Below are 21,486 nucleotides of genomic sequence, written 5' to 3'. Positions count from 1 at the left end.
TAGAATCCGACTGGGGCGCGCCATGGACTTCATTCTGTATGCAGTGCCGTTTTTCTTCGTGCTGATTGCCGCCGAACTGCTTGCCGATCGCTGGCGCGGGACCCGACACTATCGCCTCGCCGACTCGGTCAACAGCCTCAGCGCCGGGGTGTTGTCGACCACTACCGGGCTGCTGGGCAAGGGTGTCGGGCTGCTCACGTATGCGTTTGCCCTGGAACACCTGGCGCTGCTCAGGTTGCCGGCAGACAGTCTCTGGGTCTGGGTGCTGGCCTTTGTCTTCTATGACTTCTGCTACTACTGGCTGCATCGCCTGGGCCACGAGCGCAACATCCTCTGGGCCGCGCATTCGGTGCATCACCAGAGCGAGGAGTACAACCTCTCCACGGCGTTGCGCCAGACCAGTACCGGATTTGTGCTGGGCTGGATCTTCTACCTGCCGATGGCCGTGCTTGGCGTGCCGCTGCTGGTGTTCGTCAGCGTCGCGGCGATGAATCTGCTGTATCAGTTCTGGGTTCACACCCGGCACATTCCCAAGCTCGGCTGGTTCGAGTGGTTCTTCGTCACGCCATCCAATCATCGGGCCCACCATGCACAGAACGCTCTCTACATGGATCGCAACTACGGCGGGGTGTTCATTCTTTGGGATCGGTTGTTCGGTACGTTTCAGGAAGAGGACGACAACGAGCCGGTGATTTTCGGTGTGACCACGCCGCTGGCGAGCTGGAATCCGCTGTGGGCCAATGTGCAGTTCTATGTGCAGTTGTGGGACGACGCACGCCGCACCGAAAGCCTTTGGGACAAGCTGCGGATCTGGTTCATGCGCACTGGCTGGCGTCCGGCGGATGTGGCGGCGAAGTACCCGCTGACCAAACCCGACTTGAGCCGCTTCCGCAAGTACGAGGTGCCGCTCGACAGCCGTCGCCAGTGGTATGTGGCGCTGCAGTTCTGCGTCTATATCGCGCTGGGCAGTGACCTGATGGGGCGGGCGCAACATCTGTCGACCGCCGCGCTGCTACTGGGGTGGGGTGTAGTGGCGTGGGGTTTGTTCGTGCTGGGGGTGATGCTGGAGAATCGCCCGTGGGCGTTGCGGGTCGAGCTGCTGCGGCTGGGGTCGAATGTGCCGCTGGTGTGGCTGGCGCCGCTGCTCGGGCTATGGCCGGCCAGCCCGTTGGCCTGGGCTGGTCTGCTCGGTTACAGCCTGCTCAGTGGCATCGGGCTGTATGGCTGTCGCCAGCGTGTTACTCGGCTGGCGTCTTAGGCTCGGCGGGTTTTGACTGTTCTGCCTGAAGCAGTGCGGCTTTTGCGGCTTGTTCATCGGCGTAAACCTGCTTGGCCAGGCGCGCATTCTTGAAGCGGCGACGCAGCCACAGGCCGACACCCAACACCAGCAGCGCGCCGAGTACCCACAACTCGTACTTTTTGATGCTGCCGAGCATGCCTTCGAGCACCGCGCCGAAATGGTAAGCGGCGGCTGCCAGGGCAGTGGCCCAGATCGCTGCGCCGATGCCGTTGAGCAGCAGGTAGCGTCCCGGCGGATAACCCGACAGGCCGATCGCCACCGGCATCACCGTGCGCAGGCCGTAAACGAAGCGGAAGCTCAGAACCCAGATGTCCGGATGCTTGCGGATATGTTCCAGCGCGCGGTCGCCCATCATCTGCCAGCGCGGCTTGCGCGCGAGCAATTTACGCCCGTGCTTGCGCCCCAGGAAGTACCACAGCTGATCGCCGGCATAGCTGCCGAAGAACGCCACGACCACCACCAGGTTGATGTCCATGTATCCACGGAACGCGAGGAAGCCTGCGAGCACCAGAATGGTTTCGCCTTCGAAGAACGTGCCGAGAAACAGGGCAAAGTAGCCGAAGTCATGCAGAAATTGTTGGAGCATTGTCTGGGTGCTGGCGAAATGAACGCGCAGCCTAACCCTTCGGACACATTCAGGAAAGTGTCGAAATGTGTCTCGACGTGAACAATTCCTACGCTAACAATGGAATGCGGCTACATGTCACGGGGTACGCACAACTGTAATCTGTTCGTCATAATGGCCGTCTATAACTGTCACGCTCGCCCGTATGCGCGGGCTCAGGAGTCTGCCGTGAGCTTTACCCCTGCCAACCGTTTGTTCCCCGCTACCCGTTTGCGCCGCAACCGTCGCGATGATTTTTCGCGTCGGCTGGTACGGGAAAACGTGCTGACGGTCGATGACCTGATCCTGCCGGTGTTCGTGCTTGACGGTGAGAACCGTCGCGAAGCCGTGGCCTCGATGCCCGGTGTCGAGCGCCTGACCATCGATCTGCTGCTGGAAGAAGCGGCGAAATGGGTCGAACTGGGCATTCCGGCGCTGGCGCTGTTCCCGGTCACGCCTGTCGAACTGAAATCCCTCGATGCCGCCGAAGCCTGGAACCCTCAGGGCATTGCCCAGCGCGCCACTCGTGCGTTGCGTGAACGGTTTCCCGAGCTGGGAGTGATCACTGACGTCGCCCTCGATCCGTTCACCACCCATGGGCAGGACGGCATTCTCGACGAAGATGGCTACGTGCAGAACGACATCACGGTCGACGCACTGGTCAAGCAGGCGCTGTCCCACGCCGAAGCCGGCGCTCAGGTCGTGGCACCGTCAGACATGATGGACGGTCGGATTCAGGCGATCCGTGAAGCGCTGGAGATCGCCGGCCACGTCAATGTGCGGATCATGGCTTACTCGGCCAAGTACGCCAGCGCCTATTACGGGCCGTTCCGCGATGCCGTGGGTTCGGCAGCGAATCTGGGCAAGGCCAACAAAGCCTCGTATCAGATGGACCCGGCCAACAGCGATGAAGCGTTGCACGAAGTCGGCGCCGACTTGTCTGAAGGCGCGGACATGGTCATGGTCAAACCCGGCATGCCGTACCTGGACATTCTTTTCCGGGTAAAAGATGCCTTCAAAGTGCCGACCTTCGTCTATCAGGTTAGCGGCGAATACGCCATGCATATGGCGGCGATCCAGAATGGCTGGTTGAGCGAGGCGGTGATTCTCGAGTCACTGACCGCCTTTAAACGTGCCGGCGCTGATGGCATCCTGACTTACTTTGCTGTCCGCGCCGCTCAATTGTTACGAGAGCAGAAATAGCCCTCCCAGGAACATTCGATGAATACCGAAGGACTCACTGAAGTTGCAGTAAAAGAAGCTCAACCGGTGGTGGAGCAAATCACCGAAACCCCGCCGGAACTCGAGCCTGCGCCACCCGCGCCGGTCACCGAAGCCGTCGCGGCGGCGCCAGTGATTGCGATCCCGGGGCTGGATGACAGCAGCCTGTACATCCACCGCGAGCTTTCGCAACTGCAGTTCAACATCCGCGTGCTGGAGCAGGCGCTGGATGAGTCCTATCCGTTGCTGGAGCGGCTGAAGTTCCTGCTGATCTTCTCCAGCAACCTCGACGAATTTTTCGAAATCCGCGTCGCCGGCCTGAAAAAGCAGATCACCTTCGCCCGGGAACAGGCTGGTGCCGATGGTCTGCAACCGCACCAGGCGCTGGCGCGGATCAGCGAGCTGGTGCACGGTCACGTTGATCGCCAGTACGCGATCCTCAACGACATCCTCCTGCCGGAGCTGGAAAAGCATCAGGTGCGCTTCATCCGTCGCCGTCACTGGACGACCAAGATCAAGACTTGGGTGCGCCGCTACTTCCGCGACGAGATCGCGCCGATCATCACCCCGATCGGCCTCGACCCGACGCATCCATTCCCGTTGCTGGTAAACAAGAGCCTGAACTTCATCGTCGAACTGGAAGGTATCGACGCCTTCGGTCGCGATTCCGGTCTGGCGATCATTCCGGCACCTCGCCTGCTGCCTCGGATCATCAAGGTTCCGGAAGAAGTCGGCGGCCCGGGCGACAACTATGTGTTCCTGTCGTCGATGATCCACGCCCACGCCGATGACCTGTTCCAGGGCATGAAGGTCAAGGGCTGCTACCAGTTCCGCCTGACCCGAAACGCTGACCTGGCGCTCGACTCCGAAGACGTGGAAGACCTTGCGCGCGCCTTGCGTGGCGAGCTGTTCTCGCGACGTTACGGCGATGCGGTGCGTCTGGAAGTCGCCGACACCTGCCCGAAACACCTCTCGGATTACCTGCTCAAGCAGTTCAACCTGAGTGAGACCGAGCTGTATCAGGTCAACGGTCCGGTCAACCTGACCCGCCTGTTCAGCATCACCGGTCTGGACAGTCACCCGGAGCTGCAATACACGCCGTTCACCCCGCAGATCCCGAAACTGCTGCAGAACAGCGAGAACATTTTCAGTGTCGTCAGCAAGCAGGACATCCTGTTGCTGCACCCGTTCGAGTCGTTCACCCCGGTGGTCGACCTGCTGCGCCAGGCGGCGAAAGACCCGCATGTCTTGGCCGTGCGCCAGACCCTGTACCGCTCCGGCGCCAACTCGGAAATCGTCGATGCGCTGGTGGACGCTGCGCGCAACGGCAAGGAAGTGACGGCGGTCATCGAACTGCGCGCACGCTTCGACGAAGAGTCCAACCTGCAACTGGCCAGCCGTCTGCAAGCGGCCGGTGCGGTAGTGATTTACGGCGTGGTCGGCTTCAAGACCCACGCCAAGATGATGCTGATCCTGCGTCGCGAGGCCGGCGAGATCGTGCGTTACGCGCACCTCGGCACCGGTAACTACCACGCCGGCAACGCCCGTCTGTACACCGACTACAGCCTGCTGACCTCCGACGATGCCTTGTGCGAAGACGTTGGCAAGCTGTTCAGCCAGTTGATCGGCATGGGCAAGACGCTGCGCATGAAGAAGCTGCTGCATGCGCCGTTCACTTTGAAGAAGGGCATGCTCGACATGATTGCCCGGGAAACCCAGTTCGCCGTCGAAGGCAAACCGGCGCACATCATCGCCAAGTTCAACTCGCTGACCGATCCGAAGATCATCCGCGCGCTGTACAAGGCCAGCCAGTCCGGCGTGCGCATCGATCTGGTGGTGCGCGGGATGTGCTGCCTGCGTCCGGGCATTGCCGGGGTTTCGCACAATATCCATGTGCGCTCGATCATCGGTCGCTTCCTTGAACACACTCGAGTGTTCTACTTCCTCAACGGCGGCGAGGAGCAGATGTTCCTCTCCAGTGCCGACTGGATGGAGCGCAACCTCGACAAGCGCGTCGAGACTTGCTTCCCGGTGGAAGGCAAGAAGCTGCTGACCCGCGTGAAGAAAGAGCTGGAGCTGTACCTGACCGACAACACCCACAGCTGGAGCCTGCAGTCGGATGGTCGATACATCCGCAACACGCCAACCGGCAACCAGAACCCGCGCAGCGCGCAGGCGACGTTGCTGGAGCGGCTGGGCAGCCCGATTTTGCCGGTGAGCAGCTAAGCCTCGGTTTCAGGTGAAATAAAAAGGCGATCCCTCGGGATCGCCTTTTTTGTATGCCAAACACCGACCTGTGTAGGAGCTGCCGAAGGCTGCAATCTTTTGATCTTGCCGTTTAAAGAGCAAAAGATCGCAGCCTGCGGCAGCTCCTACAGGGGTTATCAGTGGACTGTCAGCACGATGCCAACCCGCGTGAGCCACTCGGCCTCCAGGCCAAAGTCAGCCTGAGTCAGCTGATTCTCATCCAGCCAGTGCTCCGGGAATTCCACGTCGAGCGTGTTGCCCTTGGCGTGCAGCGCCACTTGCGGCATCGCCTGGGTGCCACGGATGTGGTGGAACAGGATCGCGAAGCGCAGCAGCACGCACAGGCGGATCAGCTTGTCGCCGTCGTCACCGAACTCGGCGAACTTGTCCTTGGGAATGTTGCGGCGGTGGCCACGCACCAGCAGGGCGAGCATTTGCTGGTCTTCGCGGGAGAACCCGGCAAGGTCCGAGTGCTCGATCAAGTAGGCGCCGTGCTTGTGATAGTGGTAGTGCGCGATGTCGAGGCCGACTTCGTGGACTTTCGCCGCCCAGCCGAGCAGTTCGCGCCAGATGCCGTCATCCAGCTCCCAGTCTGCAGCGACCTGATCAAAGGCGTGCAGCGCTTTGCGTTCAACCCGCGCCGCTTGTTCCAGGTCGACGTGATAACGCTCCATCAACGAAGTCAGGGTGCGTTCGCGCACGTCTTCGTGGTGATGGCGGCCGAGCAGGTCGTAGAGCACGCCTTCACGCAGCGCGCCTTCGCAGTGATCCATGCGTTGCAGTTCGAGGGCGTCGAAGATCGCTTCGAGAATCGCCAGACCCGCGGGGAAGATCGCCCGGCGGTCAGGTTTGATGCCTTCGAAATCGATCTTGTCGACGTCACCCAGTTTGAACAGGCGACGCTTGAGCCAGGCCAGGCCTTCGGCGTTGACTTCGCCGGTACCATGTCCGCCGGCCTTCAGCGCCAGGCCGATGGCGCGGATGGTGCCCGAGGAGCCGATGGCTTCATCCCAGGTCAGACGGTGCAGGGCGTGTTCGATGCTCATGATCTCCAGCCGCGCCGCCGTGTACGCCTGGGCGTAACGGGCCGGGGTGATCTTGCCGTCCTTGAAGTAGCGCTGGGTGAAACTGACGCAGCCCATTTGCAGGCTTTCGCGCAGCAGCGGTTCAAACCGCTGCCCGATGATGAATTCGGTACTGCCACCGCCGATGTCGGCCACCAGGCGCTTGCCCGGGGTGTCGGCGAGGGTGTGTGACACGCCCAGATAAATCAGCCGCGCTTCTTCACGGCCGGAGATGACTTCCACCGGGTGACCGAGGATTTCTTCGGCGCGGTGAATGAATTCCAGGCGATTGCGCGCTTCGCGCAGGGCGTTGGTGCCGACGATCCGCACAGCGCCCAGCGGCATGCCGTTGATCAGTTGGGCAAAACGCTTGAGGCAATCGAGCCCGCGCTGCATCGATTCTTCATTGAGATGGCGCTCGTCGTCGATGCCGGCGGCAAGCTGCACTTTCTCTCCGAGGCGCTCCAGAATGCGGATTTCACCGTTCTGGGCCTTGGCCACGACCATGTGGAAGCTGTTGGAGCCCAGGTCGATTGCGGCGATCAGGGACAGATTCTTGGCTTTGGATTGCGGCATGGTCAGGGGGTCTCGGTCGATAACCCCGCCATCGTGCCACGATCAAACGCTGGCGCCAACGCGCATGGTTCAAACCGTTGATCCAACACAGTTTCTGTGGCGCGGGAGCTTGCTCCCGCTGGGCTGCGAAGCGGCACTCAAGCCATTCACCTCGAGATTCAGGTAAATCGCGGTCGGCGGCTTTCACGACTGCTGCGCAGCCGAACGGGAGCAAGCTCCCTCGCCACAGGAGCGTGCCGGCTCAGTTGGCGGCTTCAACGGTACCAATGAAATTCGCCAGCTCCGCCGTCTGCGGGTTGGCAAACAACACCTTCGGATCCCCCACTTCATGCACCTTGCCATGGTGCATGAACACCAGTTTGTCGCCGACCTCCCGGGCGAAACGCATTTCGTGGGTGACCATGATTAGCGTCATGCCTTCTTTCGCCAGTTGGCGCACCACGGCCAGCACTTCATTGACCAGTTCCGGGTCCAGCGCCGAAGTGATCTCATCGCACAGCAACACTTTCGGCGACATCGCCAGTGCCCGGGCAATCGCCACGCGCTGTTGCTGCCCGCCAGACAACCGATCCGGAAACGCATCGAACTTCTCTCCCAGGCCGACGCGTTCGAGCATCTCGCGCGCCAGTTCGGCCGCCCTGGTCTTCGGTACTTTCTGCACCACTTGCGGGGCGAGCATCACGTTTTCGCCCACGGTCAGGTGCGGGAACAGGTTGAACTGCTGGAACACCATGCCGACTTTCTGCCGCAGGCTGCGCAGGTCGGCGCGGGCGGCGTCGAGGTACTCGCCGTCGACTTCGATTACCCCGTCATTGATCGACTCCAGGCCATTGAGGGTGCGCAGCAGGGTCGATTTGCCCGAGCCGCTGCGGCCGATGATCGCCACCACCTGGCCTTCCTCGACGCTCAGGTCGATGCCTTTGAGCACGTGGTGATCGCCGTAGTATTTATGCAGGGCGGAAATTCTAAGCAGAGGCATGCAGTCTCCTTTCCAGGTAGCGCGCACTGAGCGACAAGGGGTAGCAGAGCAAGAAGTAGCCGAGGGCGACGAGGCCGTAGACCATGAAAGGTTCGAACGTGGCGTTGGCGAGCATGCCGCCGGTCTTGGTCAGCTCGGTGAAGCCGATGATCGAGGTCACCGCCGTGCCCTTGACCACTTGCACCGAGAAGCCCACGGTCGGCGCGACCGCGATGCGCAGCGCCTGCGGCAGGATCACGTAGCGCAGTTGCTCCAGCGGATTCAGCGCCAGGCTCGACGAGGCTTCCCACTGGCCATTGGGGATCGCTTCGACGCAACCGCGCCAGATCTCCGCCAGATAGGCGCTGGTGAACAATGTCAGGGCAATGGCTGCCGCCATCCACGGCGAGATCTCGATCCCGGCCAGCGCCACGCCGAAGAACACCAGAAACAGCTGCATCAGCAGCGGTGTGCCCTGGAACAGCTCGATCCAGGTGCGGGCGATATTGCTCGGTAACGGGTTTTTCGAGATGCGCATGACCAGAATCAGCAAGCCGACGACCCCGCCACCAATGAACGCCACCAGCGACAGCGCCAGCGTCCATTGCAGGCCGGTGAGCAGGTTGCGCAGGATGTCCCAGAAGGTGAAGTCGCTCATCGGCTGCTCCTCGCGATATAGCGGCGGCCGACCCAGTTCAGCAACTGGCGGATCAGCAGCGCCATGCACAGGTAGATCAGCGTGGTCAGCGCGTAGGTTTCAAAGGCGCGGAAGTTGCGCGACTGAATGAAGTTGGCAGCGAAGCTCAGCTCCTCGGTGGCGATCTGCGAACACACCGCCGAGCCGAGCATGACGATGATGATCTGGCTGCTCAGTGCCGGCCAGACCTTGCCCAGCGCCGGCAGCAGGATCACATGGCGGAACGCTTCGAAACGGCTCATCGCCAGTGCGGCAGCGGCTTCCAGCTGCCCGCGCGGAATCGCCTGGATGCCCGCGCGGATGATCTCGGTCGAGTACGCGCCGAGGTTGATCACCATTGCCAGCACCGCCGCCTGCCACTCGGAAATCTGCACCCCGAGCGACGGCAGGCCGAAAAAGATGAAAAACAGCTGCACCAGAAATGGCGTGTTGCGGATCAACTCGACGTAGACGCCGAAGAGTGCCGAGAACGGGCGAATGTTCCACGCCCGTACCAACGCGCCAACGATGCCCACGCCGACCCCGAACAGCGCGCCAATCGCCGTCAGTTCCAGGGTGAACAGAGCGCCGCGCAGCAGCAGGTCGGTGTTTTGCACCACCGGCATGAAATCGAACTGATAAGCCATCAATTGTCTCCCGCGCGATCGATCAGAGATCGGCCGGCAGCGGCTCTTTGAGCCAGGTCTGCGAGTTTTTCTCCAGCGCACCGTCGGCCTTGGCGGTGGCGAGAATCTCGTTGACCTTGCCCAGCAGCGCCGGCTCGTTCTTGTTCACGCCGACGTAGACCGGCGAATCCTTGAGCTTCACTTTCAGCGCCGGCACGCGCTTCGGGTTCTTCTCGCTGATCGCTACCATCACCACGTTGCCGCTGGCGATCAGATCGACCTGACCTGCCAGATAGGCGGCAATGGTCGAGTTGTTGTCTTCGAAGCGCTTGATGGTCACGCCTTCGGGGGCGACCTTGGTCAGCTCGATGTCTTCGATGGCGCCACGGGTGACGCTGATGGTCTTGCCTTTAAGATCGTCAAGGCTGCTGATCGCTGCGTCAGGCGGGCCGAACACCGCGAGGTAGAACGGCGCGTAGGCGTGGGAGAAGTCGATGACTTTCTCGCGCTCCGAGTTCTTGCCGAGGCTGGAGATCACCAGATCGACCTTGCCGGTGGTCAGGAACGGGATGCGGTTGGTGCTGTTGACCGGGGTCAGTTCGAGTTTGACCTTGAGCTGCTCGGCCAGCAGTTTGGCCGTGTCGATGTCCAGGCCACGGGGTTTCATGTCCGGGCCGACCGAGCCGAACGGCGGGAAGTCCTGAGGCACGGCGACTTTCAGTGTGCCGCGTTTGACCACGTCATCCAGACCGTCGGCGTGGGCGGGCACATGGCTCAGCATCAGGCTGGCAAACAGGGCGGTGAGGAGGGCGCTGTAACGCAGGCTCATGGCAAATCTCCGGATCGGCGGGAAGTGTTTTCTGCGATCGGACAGAGCATGCGCCGTGCCAACACCGCGCCGGATGCCGCGCAGGCCGCGGATTTGGCGTGTTCTTTCGGTCTTACTGGTCTGAACAGTCAGGATGTTTTTCGCACCTCGATAGCGCATTGCGCCAAGGCGTCGAACCCCGCTGGGGCACGACTTGCCGGATCCGGCGAATAGCTTTACAACTAGCCGCACCTTGGCCTGACTCATCTTAAAAACCATGAACTCGATCTCCCGCGCCGTACCCGAAGTGGCGCTGCAAGCGATTCGCAAACTGATCACCGAACAGGGGTTCGGTGCGGGCGATGCGTTGCCGTCGCAACGGGATCTGGCGGTGCAACTGGGGGTCAGTCGGGCGTCGTTGCGCGAGGCGCTGTCGTCGCTCAGTGCGCTGGGCGTGGTCAGCATCCAGCCGGGCAAAGGCGTGTTCGTGCTGGCACCGGTGGACATTGCGCAGGGTGACCATGCGCCGGGCTGGCCGTTTGCGGCGCAGGCCTCGCCGCTGGACATCTTTCAGTTGCGCTATGCGCTGGAGGGTTTTGCCGCCGGGCTGGCGGCGGTGACCTTGAGCACGATCGATCTGGATGCGCTGGAGGACAACGTTGCGGCATTGCGCGAGCAATTGAAGGCTGGGGACTTCGAGGCCGCCGCGAAACTCGACTTCGAATTCCACCGGCGCATCCTGTTGGCCAGCGGCAATCAGGCGATGCTGAGCATCCTCACCGCCAGCGCCGAAATCTTTCTTGAGAGCCAGAAGCTACCGTTCATCCGCTCCGAACGGGCGATGGAGACCTGGCAGGAACACCGCAAGATCCTTCGTGCCCTCGCGCGCCGGGCTTCCGCCGCCGCCCAGAAGGCCATGCAAGAGCACGTGCGCAACGCGGCGCTGCGCACCGGGATCGCCTTCATCGCCCCCGCCACTGCGTGACTTGGGCTATACCCAGACTCATGGGGCGCCATAGCAAGACTCAATCAACTGCGGCTTCCTGAACAAGGGAAGGGCGGATATGATGGGCCACGTTTTTTTGCTTACAACCTGGAGAATTCCATGAGCAGCGATCTGATCAAACACGTTAGCGACGCCAGCTTCGAAGCCGACGTACTCAAGGCCGAAGGCGCTGTACTGGTCGACTACTGGGCTGAATGGTGCGGCCCTTGCAAAATGATCGCTCCGGTTCTGGACGAGATTGCCGAGACCTACAAAGGCAAACTGACCGTTGCCAAACTGAACATCGACGAAAACCAGGAAACCCCGGCCAAGCACGGCGTGCGTGGTATTCCGACGCTGATGCTGTTCAAGAACGGCAACGTTGAAGCGACCAAAGTCGGCGCCCTGTCGAAGTCGCAACTGGCTGCTTTCCTCGACGCCAACATCTAAGCGTCGCTGTAAATCGCCAAAAAAAAGCCTCGCAATTTGCGGGGCTTTTTGCGTATTCAGGGCTAGACGCTCCGAAACTCAGGTGGTACATTCGGCCCCGCACTGGTTTCTCCACTGCCCCCTGCTAGCCGTCGCCGACGCACTCCTTTTCGAACAAGTTCGCGATCCTGTCGCCTTCTCCGCGGCGCGGCCTCATTAAGCCAAAAGCTTAATTTCCCCCCTCCATAAATGATTACGTCATTCCTATATGAATCTGACTGAACTCAAGCAAAAGCCGATTACCGAACTGCTCGAATTGGCCGAACAGATGGGCATAGAAAATATGGCCCGTTCGCGCAAGCAGGACGTGATTTTCTCCCTGCTGAAAAAGCACGCGAAAAGCGGCGAGGAAATCTCCGGTGATGGCGTGCTGGAGATTCTCCAGGACGGCTTCGGCTTCCTGCGCTCCGCTGACGCTTCCTACCTCGCCGGCCCGGACGATATCTACGTCTCGCCGAGCCAGATCCGTCGTTTCAACTTGCGTACCGGTGACACCATCGTTGGCAAGATCCGCCCTCCAAAGGAAGGCGAGCGTTACTTCGCGCTGCTCAAGGTCGACACGATCAACTTCGATCGTCCCGAGAACGCGAAGAACAAGATTCTCTTCGAGAACCTGACCCCGCTGTTCCCGACCGTGCGCATGAAGATGGAAGCCGGTAACGGTTCCACCGAAGACTTGACCGGTCGTGTGATCGACCTGTGCGCCCCGATCGGCAAAGGCCAGCGTGGTCTGATCGTTGCACCGCCGAAGGCCGGTAAAACGATCATGCTGCAGAACATTGCCGCGAACATCGCGCGTAACAACCCTGAAGTTCACCTGATCGTGCTGTTGATCGACGAACGTCCGGAAGAAGTGACCGAAATGCAGCGTACCGTGCGCGGCGAAGTGGTTGCCTCGACCTTCGACGAACCGCCGACCCGTCACGTGCAGGTTGCCGAAATGGTGATCGAGAAGGCCAAGCGCCTGGTCGAACACAAGAAGGACGTGGTGATCCTGCTCGACTCCATCACCCGTCTGGCCCGTGCCTACAACACCGTGATCCCGAGCTCCGGCAAGGTGCTGACCGGTGGTGTCGATGCTCACGCCCTGGAGAAACCGAAACGTTTCTTCGGTGCTGCGCGCAACATCGAAGAAGGCGGCTCGCTGACCATTATCGCCACCGCGCTGGTTGAAACCGGCTCGAAGATGGACGAAGTGATCTACGAAGAGTTCAAGGGTACCGGCAACATGGAACTGCCTCTGGATCGCAAGATCGCCGAGAAGCGTGTGTTCCCGGCCATCAACATCAACCGCTCCGGCACCCGCCGCGAAGAGTTGCTGACTGCCGATGACGAACTGCAGCGCATGTGGATTCTGCGCAAGCTGCTGCACCCGATGGACGAAGTGGCTGCCATCGAGTTCCTGGTCGACAAGCTGAAAACGACCAAGACCAACGACGAGTTCTTCCTGTCGATGAAACGCAAGTAACATCGCCGCTGAACCGATAAAAATGGCGTCCCGCGCGGGGCGCCATTTTTTTGCCTGAATTTTGCCCGGATTATGGGAGGTTCCCGATCTGGTAAGGTCTGTGATCGGGCACTACAACCAGCAGCGCTCGCGAGCCTCTCGACTCGGGCTCGCGCTGTATAAAAACCACCACCTGATTGGCATTAAAGATTTTATGAGCACACTCGCTTATCGAAGGGATATCGACGGCCTGCGCGCAGTCGCGGTGATCGCCGTGGTGCTGTTCCACTTTGGCGTTCCGGGGTTTACCGGCGGTTTTGTCGGCGTGGACGTGTTCTTCGTGATTTCCGGCTACCTCATCACCTCGATCATCTGGAACCAGCGTCAAGCCGGGCGTTTCAGTTTCGTCGAGTTCTGGGCTCGGCGTGCGCGGCGGATTCTGCCGGCGCTGTTCGCGATGATCATTGCGGTGCTGGCGGTGGGCTGGTTCCTGCTGGCGCCCAAGGACTACGAAGAGCTGGGGCGTTCGGTGCGCTATCAGGTGACGTTCGTCTCGAACATTCTGTTCATGCGCCAGGACGGTTACTTCGACGTCGCCTCTGACTTGAAACCGCTGCTCCATACCTGGTCACTGGCGGTGGAAGAGCAGTTCTACATCTTCTTCCCGCTGCTGCTGACGTTGCTCTCGAGCCGGTTGAAACACTGGCGGCTGGCGCTGTTCGCTGTGCTGCTGGTGTCGTTCGGGCTGAGTGTGTGGGCGATCAATCATCATCCGGAGAAAGCTTTCTTCCTGCTGCCGATGCGTGCCTGGGAGTTGCTGGCCGGGGCGATGCTGGCGATTGCGCCGAAACACGCCTGGCGTTTGAAACCGCTGGCCGCCCAGGCCTTGAGCCTGCTGGGCATGGGGTTGATCCTGCTGGCAGTGTTCGTTTACGACAAGTCGACGCCGTTCCCGGGAGCGACCGCGCTGCTGCCGGTGCTGGGCGTGGTGCTGCTGATTCTGGCCAACGGTCATCGCGAAACGCTGGTTGGTCAATTGTTGAGCAGTCGGGTGATGGTCGGCCTCGGCCTGATTTCCTATTCCTGGTACTTGTGGCACTGGCCGGTGTTCGTGTTTTCCAGCTACGCCAGCGTCGATGAGCCGGGCGCGCTCGACACGGCCGGGTTGATCCTGCTGACCCTGGTGCTGGGTTATCTGTCATGGAAGTTCGTCGAAACGCCGTTCCGTGAACGGCGTTTGCTCGCCGGCCGTCGGCAGATTCTGTTGGCCGGTTTCTGCGGCATCCTGGTGCTCGGTCTGGCCGGGCAATCGCTGCGCTGGACCGATGGCCTGCCATGGCGCCTGTCCGAGCAGGCCCTGCAATACGCCAAGGGCCGCGAGTGGCGGCCGGAGCTGATGGCGTGTCTGGCGGATGACAAGACCCCGGACGACAAGCTGTTCTGCCATTACGGCATGACGGACCTGCCGAGCCGCGCCATGGTCTGGGGCGACAGTCACGCCACGGCGCTGATCCCGGTGTTCGATGACGGCGCCAAGGCCTACGGCGTGAGCGTGATCCTGGCCAGTTCTCCCGGCTGCATTCCGGTCGATCGACTGGAACATGACGGTGTCTGTGCGCGTTTCAACCAGCGTGTCGAGCAGGGGCTGAAGGCGCAATCGGTCAGCGATGTGGTGCTGGTTGCGCGCTGGAGCCTGTACCTGTACGGCGATGCCAAAGGTGATCTGGGCCATGTGCTGAGAACCACCGATGGCCGCTATGATCGTGCCGACGCCGAGCGGCGCCTGGCCGAAGGTCTGCGGGCCCGAGTGGCGCAATTGCGTGCCGGCGGGCATCGCGTATGGCTGGTGAAAGAGGCGCCGCTGCAGGCGTTCAGTCCGCCCTATCGGCTGACACGTCTGGCGATGCTTGATCGTCCGGTCGATGACGTCGGGCTGGACGTCGAAGCGCACCACAAACGCCAGGTGTTCATCAGTCAACTGTTTGCGCAACTTGCGCAGGAGGATCCGGCCGTGCGCGTGGTCGATCCGGCGCCACGGCTGTGCGATGACAAAGGCTTGTGCCACGCTGAACTCGGCGGCTATTCGCTGTACACCGACGACAATCACTTGTCCGAAGTCGGCGCACGCTTCGTTGCGCCGATCCTCGAGCCGCTGTTTATGAGCCTGCAAGCCCGGGAAAACCGGGGGAAAGCGCAGACCAATGCAGCCAAGTAAGCAGCGACAGGCTGCCACAGGGCTGCATAGCAGGTAGGATGTACGCCTATTTTGAGGGTGCCATCGTCAATGAAATTCAAGGATCTTCGGGATTTCGTGCAGCAGCTTGAGCAGCGCGGAGAGTTGAAACGCATCCAGATTCCCGTCTCGCCGGTGCTGGAAATGACCGAGGTGTGCGATCGCACGCTGCGGGCCAAGGGCCCGGCGCTGCTGTTCGAGAAACCCACCGGTTATGACATTCCGGTGCTCGGCAACCTGTTCGGCACCCCTGAGCGGGTAGCCATGGGCATGGGCGCCGAGTCGGTCAGCGAGTTGCGCGAGATCGGCAAGCTGCTGGCCTTCCTCAAGGAGCCGGAGCCGCCGAAGGGCTTGAAGGACGCGTGGTCGAAGCTGCCGATCTTCCGCAAGATCATTTCGATGGCACCGAAAGTCGTCAAGGACGCGGTGTGCCAGGAAGTGGTTATCGAAGGTGACGACGTCGACCTGGCGATGCTGCCGGTGCAGACCTGCTGGCCCGGCGACGTCGGTCCGCTGATCACTTGGGGCCTGACTGTCACTAAAGGCCCGAACAAGGAGCGCCAGAACCTCGGTATTTACCGTCAGCAAGTGATCGGCCGCAACAAGGTGATCATGCGCTGGCTCAGCCACCGTGGCGGTGCGCTGGACTTCCGCGAGTGGTGCGAAAAGCATCCGGGCCAGCCGTTCCCGGTGTCGGTCGCGCTGGGCGCCGACCCGGCGACCATCCTCGGCGCCGTGACGCCGGTGCCGGACAGCCTTTCCGAATACGCTTTCGCCGGCCTGCTGCGCGGTAACCGCACCGAGCTGGTCAAGTGCCGCGGCAACGACCTGCAAGTGCCGGCCACTGCCGAAATCATCCTCGAAGGCGTGATCCATCCGGGCGAAATGGCCGATGAAGGCCCGTACGGCGACCACACCGGTTACTACAACGAAGTCGACAGCTTCCCGGTGTTCACGGTCGAGCGCATCACCCACCGGATCAAACCGATCTACCACAGCACCTACACCGGCCGTCCGCCGGATGAACCGGCGATCCTTGGCGTGGCGCTGAATGAAGTATTCGTGCCGATCCTGCAGAAGCAGTTCCCGGAAATCACCGACTTCTACCTGCCGCCGGAAGGCTGCTCGTACCGCATGGCCGTGGTGACGATGAAGAAGTCGTATCCGGGGCATGCCAAGCGCGTGATGCTCGGTGTCTGGTCGTTTTTGCGACAGTTCATGTACACCAAGTTCGTTATCGTCACTGACGACGATATCAATGCCCGCGACTGGAACGACGTGATCTGGGCCATCACCACGCGCATGGACCCCAAGCGCGACACGGTGATGATCGACAACACGCCGATCGACTACCTCGACTTCGCCTCGCCAGTCTCGGGCCTGGGCTCGAAAATGGGCCTGGATGCCACCCACAAGTGGCCGGGCGAAACCACTCGCGAGTGGGGCCGTGTGATCGTCAAGGACGACGCCGTCACCCAGCGGATCGATGCCATCTGGAATCAGTTAGGAATAGATTGATGCGTGTAACCCTGCAGCCCTCCGGAGCGGTGCTTGAGATACGGCCCGGCGAGCGGATTCTCGATGGTGCGCGGCGCCTGGGCTACGACTGCCCGCAAAGCTGCCGCAACGGCAATTGCCACGTGTGTGCGGCGCTGCTGGTGGAAGGCCGGGTCGAGCAGGCCGGCAAGGTGCAGGACCACGGCGAGTTCTACACTTGCATAGCCGAGCCGCTGGAAGACTGCGTCCTGCTGTGGGATGGCGTGCTCGCGCTGGGAGAACTGCCGGTGCGCAGCCTGTCGTGTCAGGTCATCGAATGCCGGGATGTCGGCGGCGACACCTGGCGCGTGCGCCTGCGTGCGCCGGCCGGCAAGCCACCGCGTTATCACGCCGGGCAGTACCTGATGATCGAGCGCGAGAACGGTGAAAAGTCAGCGTTCTCCATGGCCTCGGCACCGCACGGCGGACGGGATCTGGAAATCCACGTGCTGGCCCGTGAGGCCAGTGCGCTGAGCCTGATCGAGCAACTGCAGCGCAACCCGCTGGTGCGCGTCGAACTGCCGTTCGGCGACACGCATCTTGCCGAATTGCCTGACGGGCCGCTGGTGCTGATCGCCGCCGGCACCGGCATGGGCCAGATTCACAGCCTGATCGAACACTGCCGCGCCAACGGCTTCAAACACCCGGTGCATCTGTACTGGGGCGTGCGTCGCCCGGACGATTTCTACGACATCGAGCATTGGGACGAATGGCTGAAGCTGCCCAATCTGTTCCTGCACAAAGTGGTCAGCGACCAGTGCGGTTGGGAAGGGCGCTGCGGGATGTTGCACCAGGCCGTGTGCGAGGACTTCGCCGATCTGAAGGCCCTCCACGTCTACGCCAGCGGCTCGCCGGCGATGGTCTACGGCACGCTGGATGCGCTGGTGGAAGCCGGGATGGATGCGCACCAGATGCGCGCCGACGTATTTGCCTACGCGCCGCGATCTTGAGCCCCGCCCCTAGAAACGTACGCCGCTAGTCACCATCGCCGCATTGGCGCCGAGAAACACCAGCTCGGCGGCCAATGGGCCGTAGTGAGTCCCGACGGACGGAATGATCACTGGCGCAACGCCATAGCGGTTCAACGGAATCTTGTCCTTGTAGTCACCGCGATAACCCTGCAACAGCCCACCGGTGACTTTCAGATACACCGGATACTCACTGCTGTCATAGCGCTTGCCGGCATAGGCGTAGTTCGAGCGCTGGCGGAACGAGTTACGGAAAGTTGCCCCGCCAAAGACCCAGCCGGAAGCCTGATTGCGTTCGATGCCGATCAAGTCCTGATGATTATTGTGTTCGGGGTCAGGCGAATAATGTCGGGTGTAGACGCTGGTCTGGGCATACCAGAAACCCTTGTCCTGCCCATCGTCCGCGGCCAATGCATGGCCGGTCTGAGTTATCAGCAATACGGTCAGAAGTCTTTGGATGTTCATTGTGCAGCCTCGGTTAAACGGGATGGCTTGCGCCAGAGGAAGGCCGTTATACGTAGGCGTTCAGCGACGGAGAAGAAAGAAAGTCCGACATTTTAGTAGGTAGTTTCCCGCGCCTTCATGAACGAAACCTGAACAAGTGAAGGCTTATGCATATTTCATTCGGGTATTTAAGATATTGCTGCAAGGGTATTAGGCTATATAAAACCGGATAACCGGGCAGATGATCCCGCATTATCGTTGTCAGGCGGGTCATACATCCTTTAGCACTTTTCGTTTTACAGTTACTGCTATATGTTCTATCAAGCGAATTGTGCTTACATCTTGTAATACTTGCGGGGCCGAACACTTCTGTCATGACAGCCATTGAATCTGCTTTTGTGAATCTGGCTTACCCTCCGCGGCTCGATCTGGGGCCGCAGCTGACCCACGAACAACTTCTCGTCTCGATGCAATCGACCATGGCGCGCCACAAGGGTGGACCGGTGTGGCTGTTCGCTTACGGCTCGCTGATCTGGCGCCCGGAGTGCACGGCGGTGGAGCGGGTGCGCGGGCGAGTCCACGGTTACCATCGCGGCTTGTACCTGTGGTCGCATGAGCATCGTGGAACGCCGGAAATGCCCGGGCTGGTGTTCGGTCTGGATCGTGGCGGTTCGTGCAGCGGCTTCGCCTATCGGCTGCCGGAAGAGAATCTCGACGCTGCGCTGTACGCGCTGTGGAAACGCGAGATGCCGTTCCCGTCCTATCGCCCGCACTGGCTGAACTGCCGGCTCGAAGATGGCAGTCAGGTTCAGGCGTTGGGGTTTGTTCTGGAGCGACACCTGCCCAGCTATGCCGGCAACTTGCCGGATCATGTGCTGAGTCAGGTGTTCGAAAGCGCTTGCGGGCGCTACGGCACCACTCGCGATTATGTCGAGCAGACCGCCCACGCCCTGCGCAGCCACGCCATGCCGGATCGAAATCTGGAGGCGCGGCTCAAGCGCTGTCAGGCAAAAGCCGATCAGGCGACGGCTTCGCGGCTCTGACTGGCGACTTGCTTGTGCCATAGCGTCGGGGCCAGGAAGGCCATCGACAGCAGGCAAGCGCCCACCAGCAGGACAAAACCACCGTCCCAGCCGAAGTGGTCAACGGTATAGCCCATCGCCGCACTCGCTGCGACCGAACCGCCCAGATAGCCGAACAGACCGGTGAAGCCTGCTGCCGTGCCGGCGGCTTTCTTCGGTGCCAGCTCCAGCGCCTGCAGACCGATCAGCATCACCGGGCCGTAGATCAGAAAACCGATCGAGAACAGCGCGATCATGTCCACGGTCGGGTTGCCGGCCGGGTTCAGCCAGTACACCAGCGTCGCCACGGTCACGAGTGCCATGAACACCATGCCGGTGAGGCCACGGTTGCCACGGAAGATCTTGTCCGACATCCAGCCGCACAGCAGCGTGCCCGGAATGCCCGCCCACTCGTAGAAGAAATAAGCCCACGAAGTCTTGTCGACGTCGAAGTGCTTGGCTTCTTTGAGGTAGGTCGGCGCCCAGTCCAGTACGCCGTAGCGCAGCAGGTAGACGAAGACGTTGGCCATGGCGATGTACCAGAGCATTTTGTTGCGCAGCACGTATTTGACGAAGATTTCCTTGGCGCTGAATTCGTCTTCGTGGCTGGCGTCATAGCCTTCCGGGTAGTCGTTCTTGTACTTCTCGATCGGCGGCAGGCCGACCGATTGCGGGGTGTCGCGCATGGTGATGAAGGCAAACACCGCCACGCCCAGCGCTACCGCTGCCGGGACGTAGAACGCTGCGTGCCAGTCATTGAACAGGCCCATGCCGATCAGGAACAGCGGGCCGATCAGACCGCCGCCGACGTTATGCGCCACGTTCCACACCGAGACCACGCCGCCCCGTTCCTTCTGCGACCACCAGTGCACCATGGTGCGTCCGCTCGGCGGCCAGCCCATGCCCTGGGCCCAGCCGTTGATGAACAGCAGGATGAACATCATGGTCACGCTGGACGTCGCCCACGGCGCGAAACCGAAAATGAACATCACTCCAGCCGACACCAGCAAGCCGAACGGCAGGAAGTAGCGCGGATTGGAACGGTCGGACACCAGGCCCATCAGGAACTTCGACAGACCGTAGGCGATGGCAATGGCCGACATCGCCAGACCCAGATCGCCACGGCTGTAGCCTTCGTCGATCAGGTACGGCATGGCCAGCGAGAAGTTTTTGCGCAGCAGGTAGTAACCCGCGTAGCCAAAGAAGATACCGGCGAAGATCTGCCAGCGCAGGCGTCGGTAAGTGCTGTCTATTTTTTCTTCAGGCAATGGAGCCTGATGTGCGGCAGGACGAAAGAAAGCAAACATTCAAGAGCTCCAGATTTCTTGTTTTGACTGCGGATGCGAATGTTACAGTTTCGTTACCGAAAATAGCACCGGTTCGCATCGGCAAAACAGCGGAAAATGTTGGAAGTCGCATGTTCTTTTACGAACCTGTCGCTCAGCTGTAAAAACAGGACGTTTTCACCACTTATCAACAGGGTGTGGCATAGACTCGCGGCCCGTTCAGCCAATTGATCAGCAGAGATAGGAAATGGCCCTGAAGGTTCGCATGTTGGTGCCGAGGTTCTTGGTGGCGGCGGGGCTCGCCGTTGTGCTGCTGACATTGATCGTCACCGATCATCCTTCCCATTCCGGCCTGCGCAACGCTACAGTGCTGATCATCCGGCATGCGGAAAAACCGGATACAGGATCGGTGCTCAATGCCCGAGGCGAGCAACGCGCGGCCGCCTACGTCGACTATTTCAATCCGCTGAAACTCGACGGCCAGACACTCACGCCCCAGCGTTTGATCGCTGCCGGCGACACCCCGGAGAGTTCGCGCTCGCGCCTGACCCTGACCCCGCTGGCCCAACGTCTGAACCTCGCGATCGAGCAGCCCTACGTCAATGGCGATCTGCATCAATTGGTCAAACTGTTGCGCAAGAGCAATCAGGCGCAAACGGTGCTGATCGCCTGGCACCACGGCCACATCAATAAACTGCTCAAGGCCTTTGGTGGCGATCCCACAGCGCTGATGGGGCAGGAAAGATGGCCGGATGAAGTCTTCGACTGGCTGATCGTTTTGCGCTTCGATGACAAGGGACGGCTGATTCCGTCCCGCAGCCTGAAGGTGCAGGAACATCTGTTGCCGGGCGACGCGGCAGCGACCAGCGGCGGCTAAACATCCGTCAGAAAATGTACCTGAAGCCCGTTGCGCAGGGCGTTCGCCTGTTTTCTTGTCAGGATCAGGAAATATCCTGC

The 21,486-nt window shown here is 60.9% G+C and carries 19 protein-coding genes; 11 read left to right on the top strand and 8 right to left on the bottom strand.

Annotated features, from left to right (window positions below; translation table 11 throughout):
* Positions 1 to 22 precede the first annotated feature (22 nt).
* Positions 23 to 1,258: a sterol desaturase family protein gene (locus GTQ41_RS26690; RefSeq protein ID WP_047297236.1), complete on the top strand. Its 1,236-nt coding sequence runs from the start codon at positions 23 to 25 to the stop codon at positions 1,256 to 1,258.
* Here the strand turns inward: GTQ41_RS26690 and GTQ41_RS26685 are convergent.
* Positions 1,239 to 1,886, bottom strand: a complete 648-nt coding sequence (locus GTQ41_RS26685) for a DedA family protein (protein ID WP_095668047.1) — start codon at positions 1,884 to 1,886, stop codon at positions 1,239 to 1,241. The two genes, GTQ41_RS26690 and GTQ41_RS26685, sit on opposite strands and share 20 nt — an antisense overlap.
* Positions 1,887 to 2,093: 207 nt before the next feature.
* Here GTQ41_RS26685 and hemB point away from each other — a divergent pair, with 207 nt between their 5' ends.
* Both hemB and ppk1 read left to right on the top strand, forming a co-directional pair.
* Positions 2,094 to 3,107: a porphobilinogen synthase gene (gene hemB / locus GTQ41_RS26680; protein ID WP_047297234.1), complete on the top strand. Its 1,014-nt coding sequence runs from the start codon at positions 2,094 to 2,096 to the stop codon at positions 3,105 to 3,107.
* A gap of 18 nt (positions 3,108 to 3,125) precedes the next feature.
* Positions 3,126 to 5,351: a polyphosphate kinase 1 gene (gene ppk1 / locus GTQ41_RS26675; RefSeq protein ID WP_041072035.1), complete on the top strand. Its 2,226-nt coding sequence runs from the start codon at positions 3,126 to 3,128 to the stop codon at positions 5,349 to 5,351.
* Between the two features lie 158 nt (positions 5,352 to 5,509).
* On the opposite strand, the gene ppx is transcribed toward ppk1, so the two are convergent.
* The 5 genes from ppx to GTQ41_RS26650 form a co-directional block, all read right to left on the bottom strand.
* A complete protein-coding gene (ppx, locus tag GTQ41_RS26670) occupies positions 5,510 to 7,012 on the bottom strand; it encodes an exopolyphosphatase (RefSeq protein ID WP_047297233.1) in 1,503 nt (500 codons plus the stop codon).
* Positions 7,013 to 7,253: 241 nt separating this feature from the next.
* Complete coding sequence (locus GTQ41_RS26665) at positions 7,254 to 7,991, bottom strand: amino acid ABC transporter ATP-binding protein (RefSeq protein WP_095668048.1); 738 nt, start codon at positions 7,989 to 7,991, stop codon at positions 7,254 to 7,256.
* A complete protein-coding gene (locus GTQ41_RS26660; protein ID WP_047297231.1) occupies positions 7,978 to 8,628 on the bottom strand; it encodes an amino acid ABC transporter permease in 651 nt (216 codons plus the stop codon). The genes GTQ41_RS26665 and GTQ41_RS26660 overlap by 14 nt, the downstream gene beginning before the upstream one ends.
* The gene (locus tag GTQ41_RS26655; protein ID WP_047297230.1) at positions 8,625 to 9,293 is read right to left on the bottom strand and encodes an amino acid ABC transporter permease; all 669 of its coding nucleotides are present in this window, start codon (positions 9,291 to 9,293) and stop codon (positions 8,625 to 8,627) included. The genes GTQ41_RS26660 and GTQ41_RS26655 overlap by 4 nt, the downstream gene beginning before the upstream one ends.
* A 22-nt stretch (positions 9,294 to 9,315) precedes the next feature.
* Complete coding sequence (locus GTQ41_RS26650; protein ID WP_047297229.1) at positions 9,316 to 10,101, bottom strand: transporter substrate-binding domain-containing protein; 786 nt, start codon at positions 10,099 to 10,101, stop codon at positions 9,316 to 9,318.
* A gap of 256 nt (positions 10,102 to 10,357) precedes the next feature.
* On the opposite strand from GTQ41_RS26650, the gene GTQ41_RS26645 reads away from it, so the two are divergent.
* The 6 genes from GTQ41_RS26645 (at position 10,358) to GTQ41_RS26620 (ending at position 17,720) form a co-directional block, all read left to right on the top strand.
* Complete coding sequence (locus GTQ41_RS26645; RefSeq protein WP_047297228.1) at positions 10,358 to 11,065, top strand: FadR/GntR family transcriptional regulator; 708 nt, start codon at positions 10,358 to 10,360, stop codon at positions 11,063 to 11,065.
* Between the two features lie 120 nt (positions 11,066 to 11,185).
* Positions 11,186 to 11,515 carry a thioredoxin TrxA gene (trxA, locus tag GTQ41_RS26640; protein ID WP_003206727.1) on the top strand — a complete coding sequence of 110 codons (330 nt, stop codon included), beginning with the start codon at positions 11,186 to 11,188 and terminating at the stop codon, positions 11,513 to 11,515.
* Between the two features lie 247 nt (positions 11,516 to 11,762).
* Positions 11,763 to 13,022, top strand: coding sequence for a transcription termination factor Rho (gene rho, locus GTQ41_RS26635; RefSeq protein ID WP_003229334.1), 1,260 nt, complete (start codon positions 11,763 to 11,765; stop codon positions 13,020 to 13,022).
* Between the two features lie 193 nt (positions 13,023 to 13,215).
* Positions 13,216 to 15,216, top strand: a complete 2,001-nt coding sequence (locus GTQ41_RS26630) for an acyltransferase family protein (RefSeq protein ID WP_047297227.1) — start codon at positions 13,216 to 13,218, stop codon at positions 15,214 to 15,216.
* Between the two features lie 69 nt (positions 15,217 to 15,285).
* Complete coding sequence (gene ubiD, locus GTQ41_RS26625) at positions 15,286 to 16,752, top strand: 4-hydroxy-3-polyprenylbenzoate decarboxylase (RefSeq protein WP_007968427.1); 1,467 nt, start codon at positions 15,286 to 15,288, stop codon at positions 16,750 to 16,752.
* Entirely contained in the window at positions 16,752 to 17,720 is a 969-nt protein-coding gene (locus tag GTQ41_RS26620; protein ID WP_047297226.1) for a CDP-6-deoxy-delta-3,4-glucoseen reductase, read from the top strand. Before ubiD ends, GTQ41_RS26620 begins: the two co-directional genes overlap by 1 nt.
* A gap of 9 nt (positions 17,721 to 17,729) precedes the next feature.
* Here the strand turns inward: GTQ41_RS26620 and GTQ41_RS26615 are convergent, their stop codons facing one another.
* Positions 17,730 to 18,203 carry a hypothetical protein gene (locus GTQ41_RS26615; protein WP_047297225.1) on the bottom strand — a complete coding sequence of 158 codons (474 nt, stop codon included), beginning with the start codon at positions 18,201 to 18,203 and terminating at the stop codon, positions 17,730 to 17,732.
* A 353-nt stretch (positions 18,204 to 18,556) separates the two neighbouring features.
* Between GTQ41_RS26615 and GTQ41_RS26610 the strand changes: the two genes are divergently transcribed.
* Positions 18,557 to 19,225, top strand: coding sequence for a gamma-glutamylcyclotransferase (locus GTQ41_RS26610; RefSeq protein ID WP_041072057.1), 669 nt, complete (start codon positions 18,557 to 18,559; stop codon positions 19,223 to 19,225).
* Here GTQ41_RS26610 and glpT read toward each other — a convergent pair.
* Complete coding sequence (glpT, locus tag GTQ41_RS26605) at positions 19,201 to 20,550, bottom strand: glycerol-3-phosphate transporter (RefSeq protein ID WP_003229323.1); 1,350 nt, start codon at positions 20,548 to 20,550, stop codon at positions 19,201 to 19,203. The two genes, GTQ41_RS26610 and glpT, sit on opposite strands and share 25 nt — an antisense overlap.
* Positions 20,551 to 20,776: 226 nt before the next feature.
* On the opposite strand from glpT, the gene GTQ41_RS26600 reads away from it, so the two are divergent.
* On the top strand, positions 20,777 to 21,406 hold the full coding sequence (locus GTQ41_RS26600) for a hypothetical protein (protein ID WP_041072059.1): 630 nt from the start codon (positions 20,777 to 20,779) through the stop codon (positions 21,404 to 21,406).
* The last annotated feature ends 80 nt before the right edge of the window (positions 21,407 to 21,486 follow it).

Origin of the sequence: Pseudomonas sp. AN-B15 (assembly GCF_019056475.1) — a bacterium.
Taxonomy (GTDB): Bacteria; Pseudomonadota; Gammaproteobacteria; order Pseudomonadales; family Pseudomonadaceae; genus Aquipseudomonas; species Aquipseudomonas parakoreensis.
The sequence above is the reverse complement of the archived record's forward strand: the minus strand, read 5'-3'. Positions and strand labels throughout refer to the sequence as shown.

Coding starts and splice junctions, on each gene's coding strand:
- GTQ41_RS26690 (WP_047297236.1), top strand. CDS start 23: ATGGACTTCATTCTGTATGCAGTGCCGTTTTTCTTCGTGCTGATTGCC.
- GTQ41_RS26685 (WP_095668047.1), bottom strand. CDS start 1,886: ATGCTCCAACAATTTCTGCATGACTTCGGCTACTTTGCCCTGTTTCTC.
- ppk1 (WP_041072035.1), top strand. CDS start 3,126: ATGAATACCGAAGGACTCACTGAAGTTGCAGTAAAAGAAGCTCAACCG.
- ppx (WP_047297233.1), bottom strand. CDS start 7,012: ATGCCGCAATCCAAAGCCAAGAATCTGTCCCTGATCGCCGCAATCGAC.
- GTQ41_RS26665 (WP_095668048.1), bottom strand. CDS start 7,991: ATGCCTCTGCTTAGAATTTCCGCCCTGCATAAATACTACGGCGATCAC.
- GTQ41_RS26660 (WP_047297231.1), bottom strand. CDS start 8,628: ATGAGCGACTTCACCTTCTGGGACATCCTGCGCAACCTGCTCACCGGC.
- GTQ41_RS26655 (WP_047297230.1), bottom strand. CDS start 9,293: ATGGCTTATCAGTTCGATTTCATGCCGGTGGTGCAAAACACCGACCTG.
- GTQ41_RS26650 (WP_047297229.1), bottom strand. CDS start 10,101: ATGAGCCTGCGTTACAGCGCCCTCCTCACCGCCCTGTTTGCCAGCCTG.
- GTQ41_RS26645 (WP_047297228.1), top strand. CDS start 10,358: ATGAACTCGATCTCCCGCGCCGTACCCGAAGTGGCGCTGCAAGCGATT.
- trxA (WP_003206727.1), top strand. CDS start 11,186: ATGAGCAGCGATCTGATCAAACACGTTAGCGACGCCAGCTTCGAAGCC.
- rho (WP_003229334.1), top strand. CDS start 11,763: ATGAATCTGACTGAACTCAAGCAAAAGCCGATTACCGAACTGCTCGAA.
- GTQ41_RS26630 (WP_047297227.1), top strand. CDS start 13,216: ATGAGCACACTCGCTTATCGAAGGGATATCGACGGCCTGCGCGCAGTC.
- ubiD (WP_007968427.1), top strand. CDS start 15,286: ATGAAATTCAAGGATCTTCGGGATTTCGTGCAGCAGCTTGAGCAGCGC.
- GTQ41_RS26620 (WP_047297226.1), top strand. CDS start 16,752: ATGCGTGTAACCCTGCAGCCCTCCGGAGCGGTGCTTGAGATACGGCCC.
- GTQ41_RS26615 (WP_047297225.1), bottom strand. CDS start 18,203: ATGAACATCCAAAGACTTCTGACCGTATTGCTGATAACTCAGACCGGC.
- GTQ41_RS26610 (WP_041072057.1), top strand. CDS start 18,557: ATGACAGCCATTGAATCTGCTTTTGTGAATCTGGCTTACCCTCCGCGG.
- glpT (WP_003229323.1), bottom strand. CDS start 20,550: ATGTTTGCTTTCTTTCGTCCTGCCGCACATCAGGCTCCATTGCCTGAA.
- GTQ41_RS26600 (WP_041072059.1), top strand. CDS start 20,777: ATGGCCCTGAAGGTTCGCATGTTGGTGCCGAGGTTCTTGGTGGCGGCG.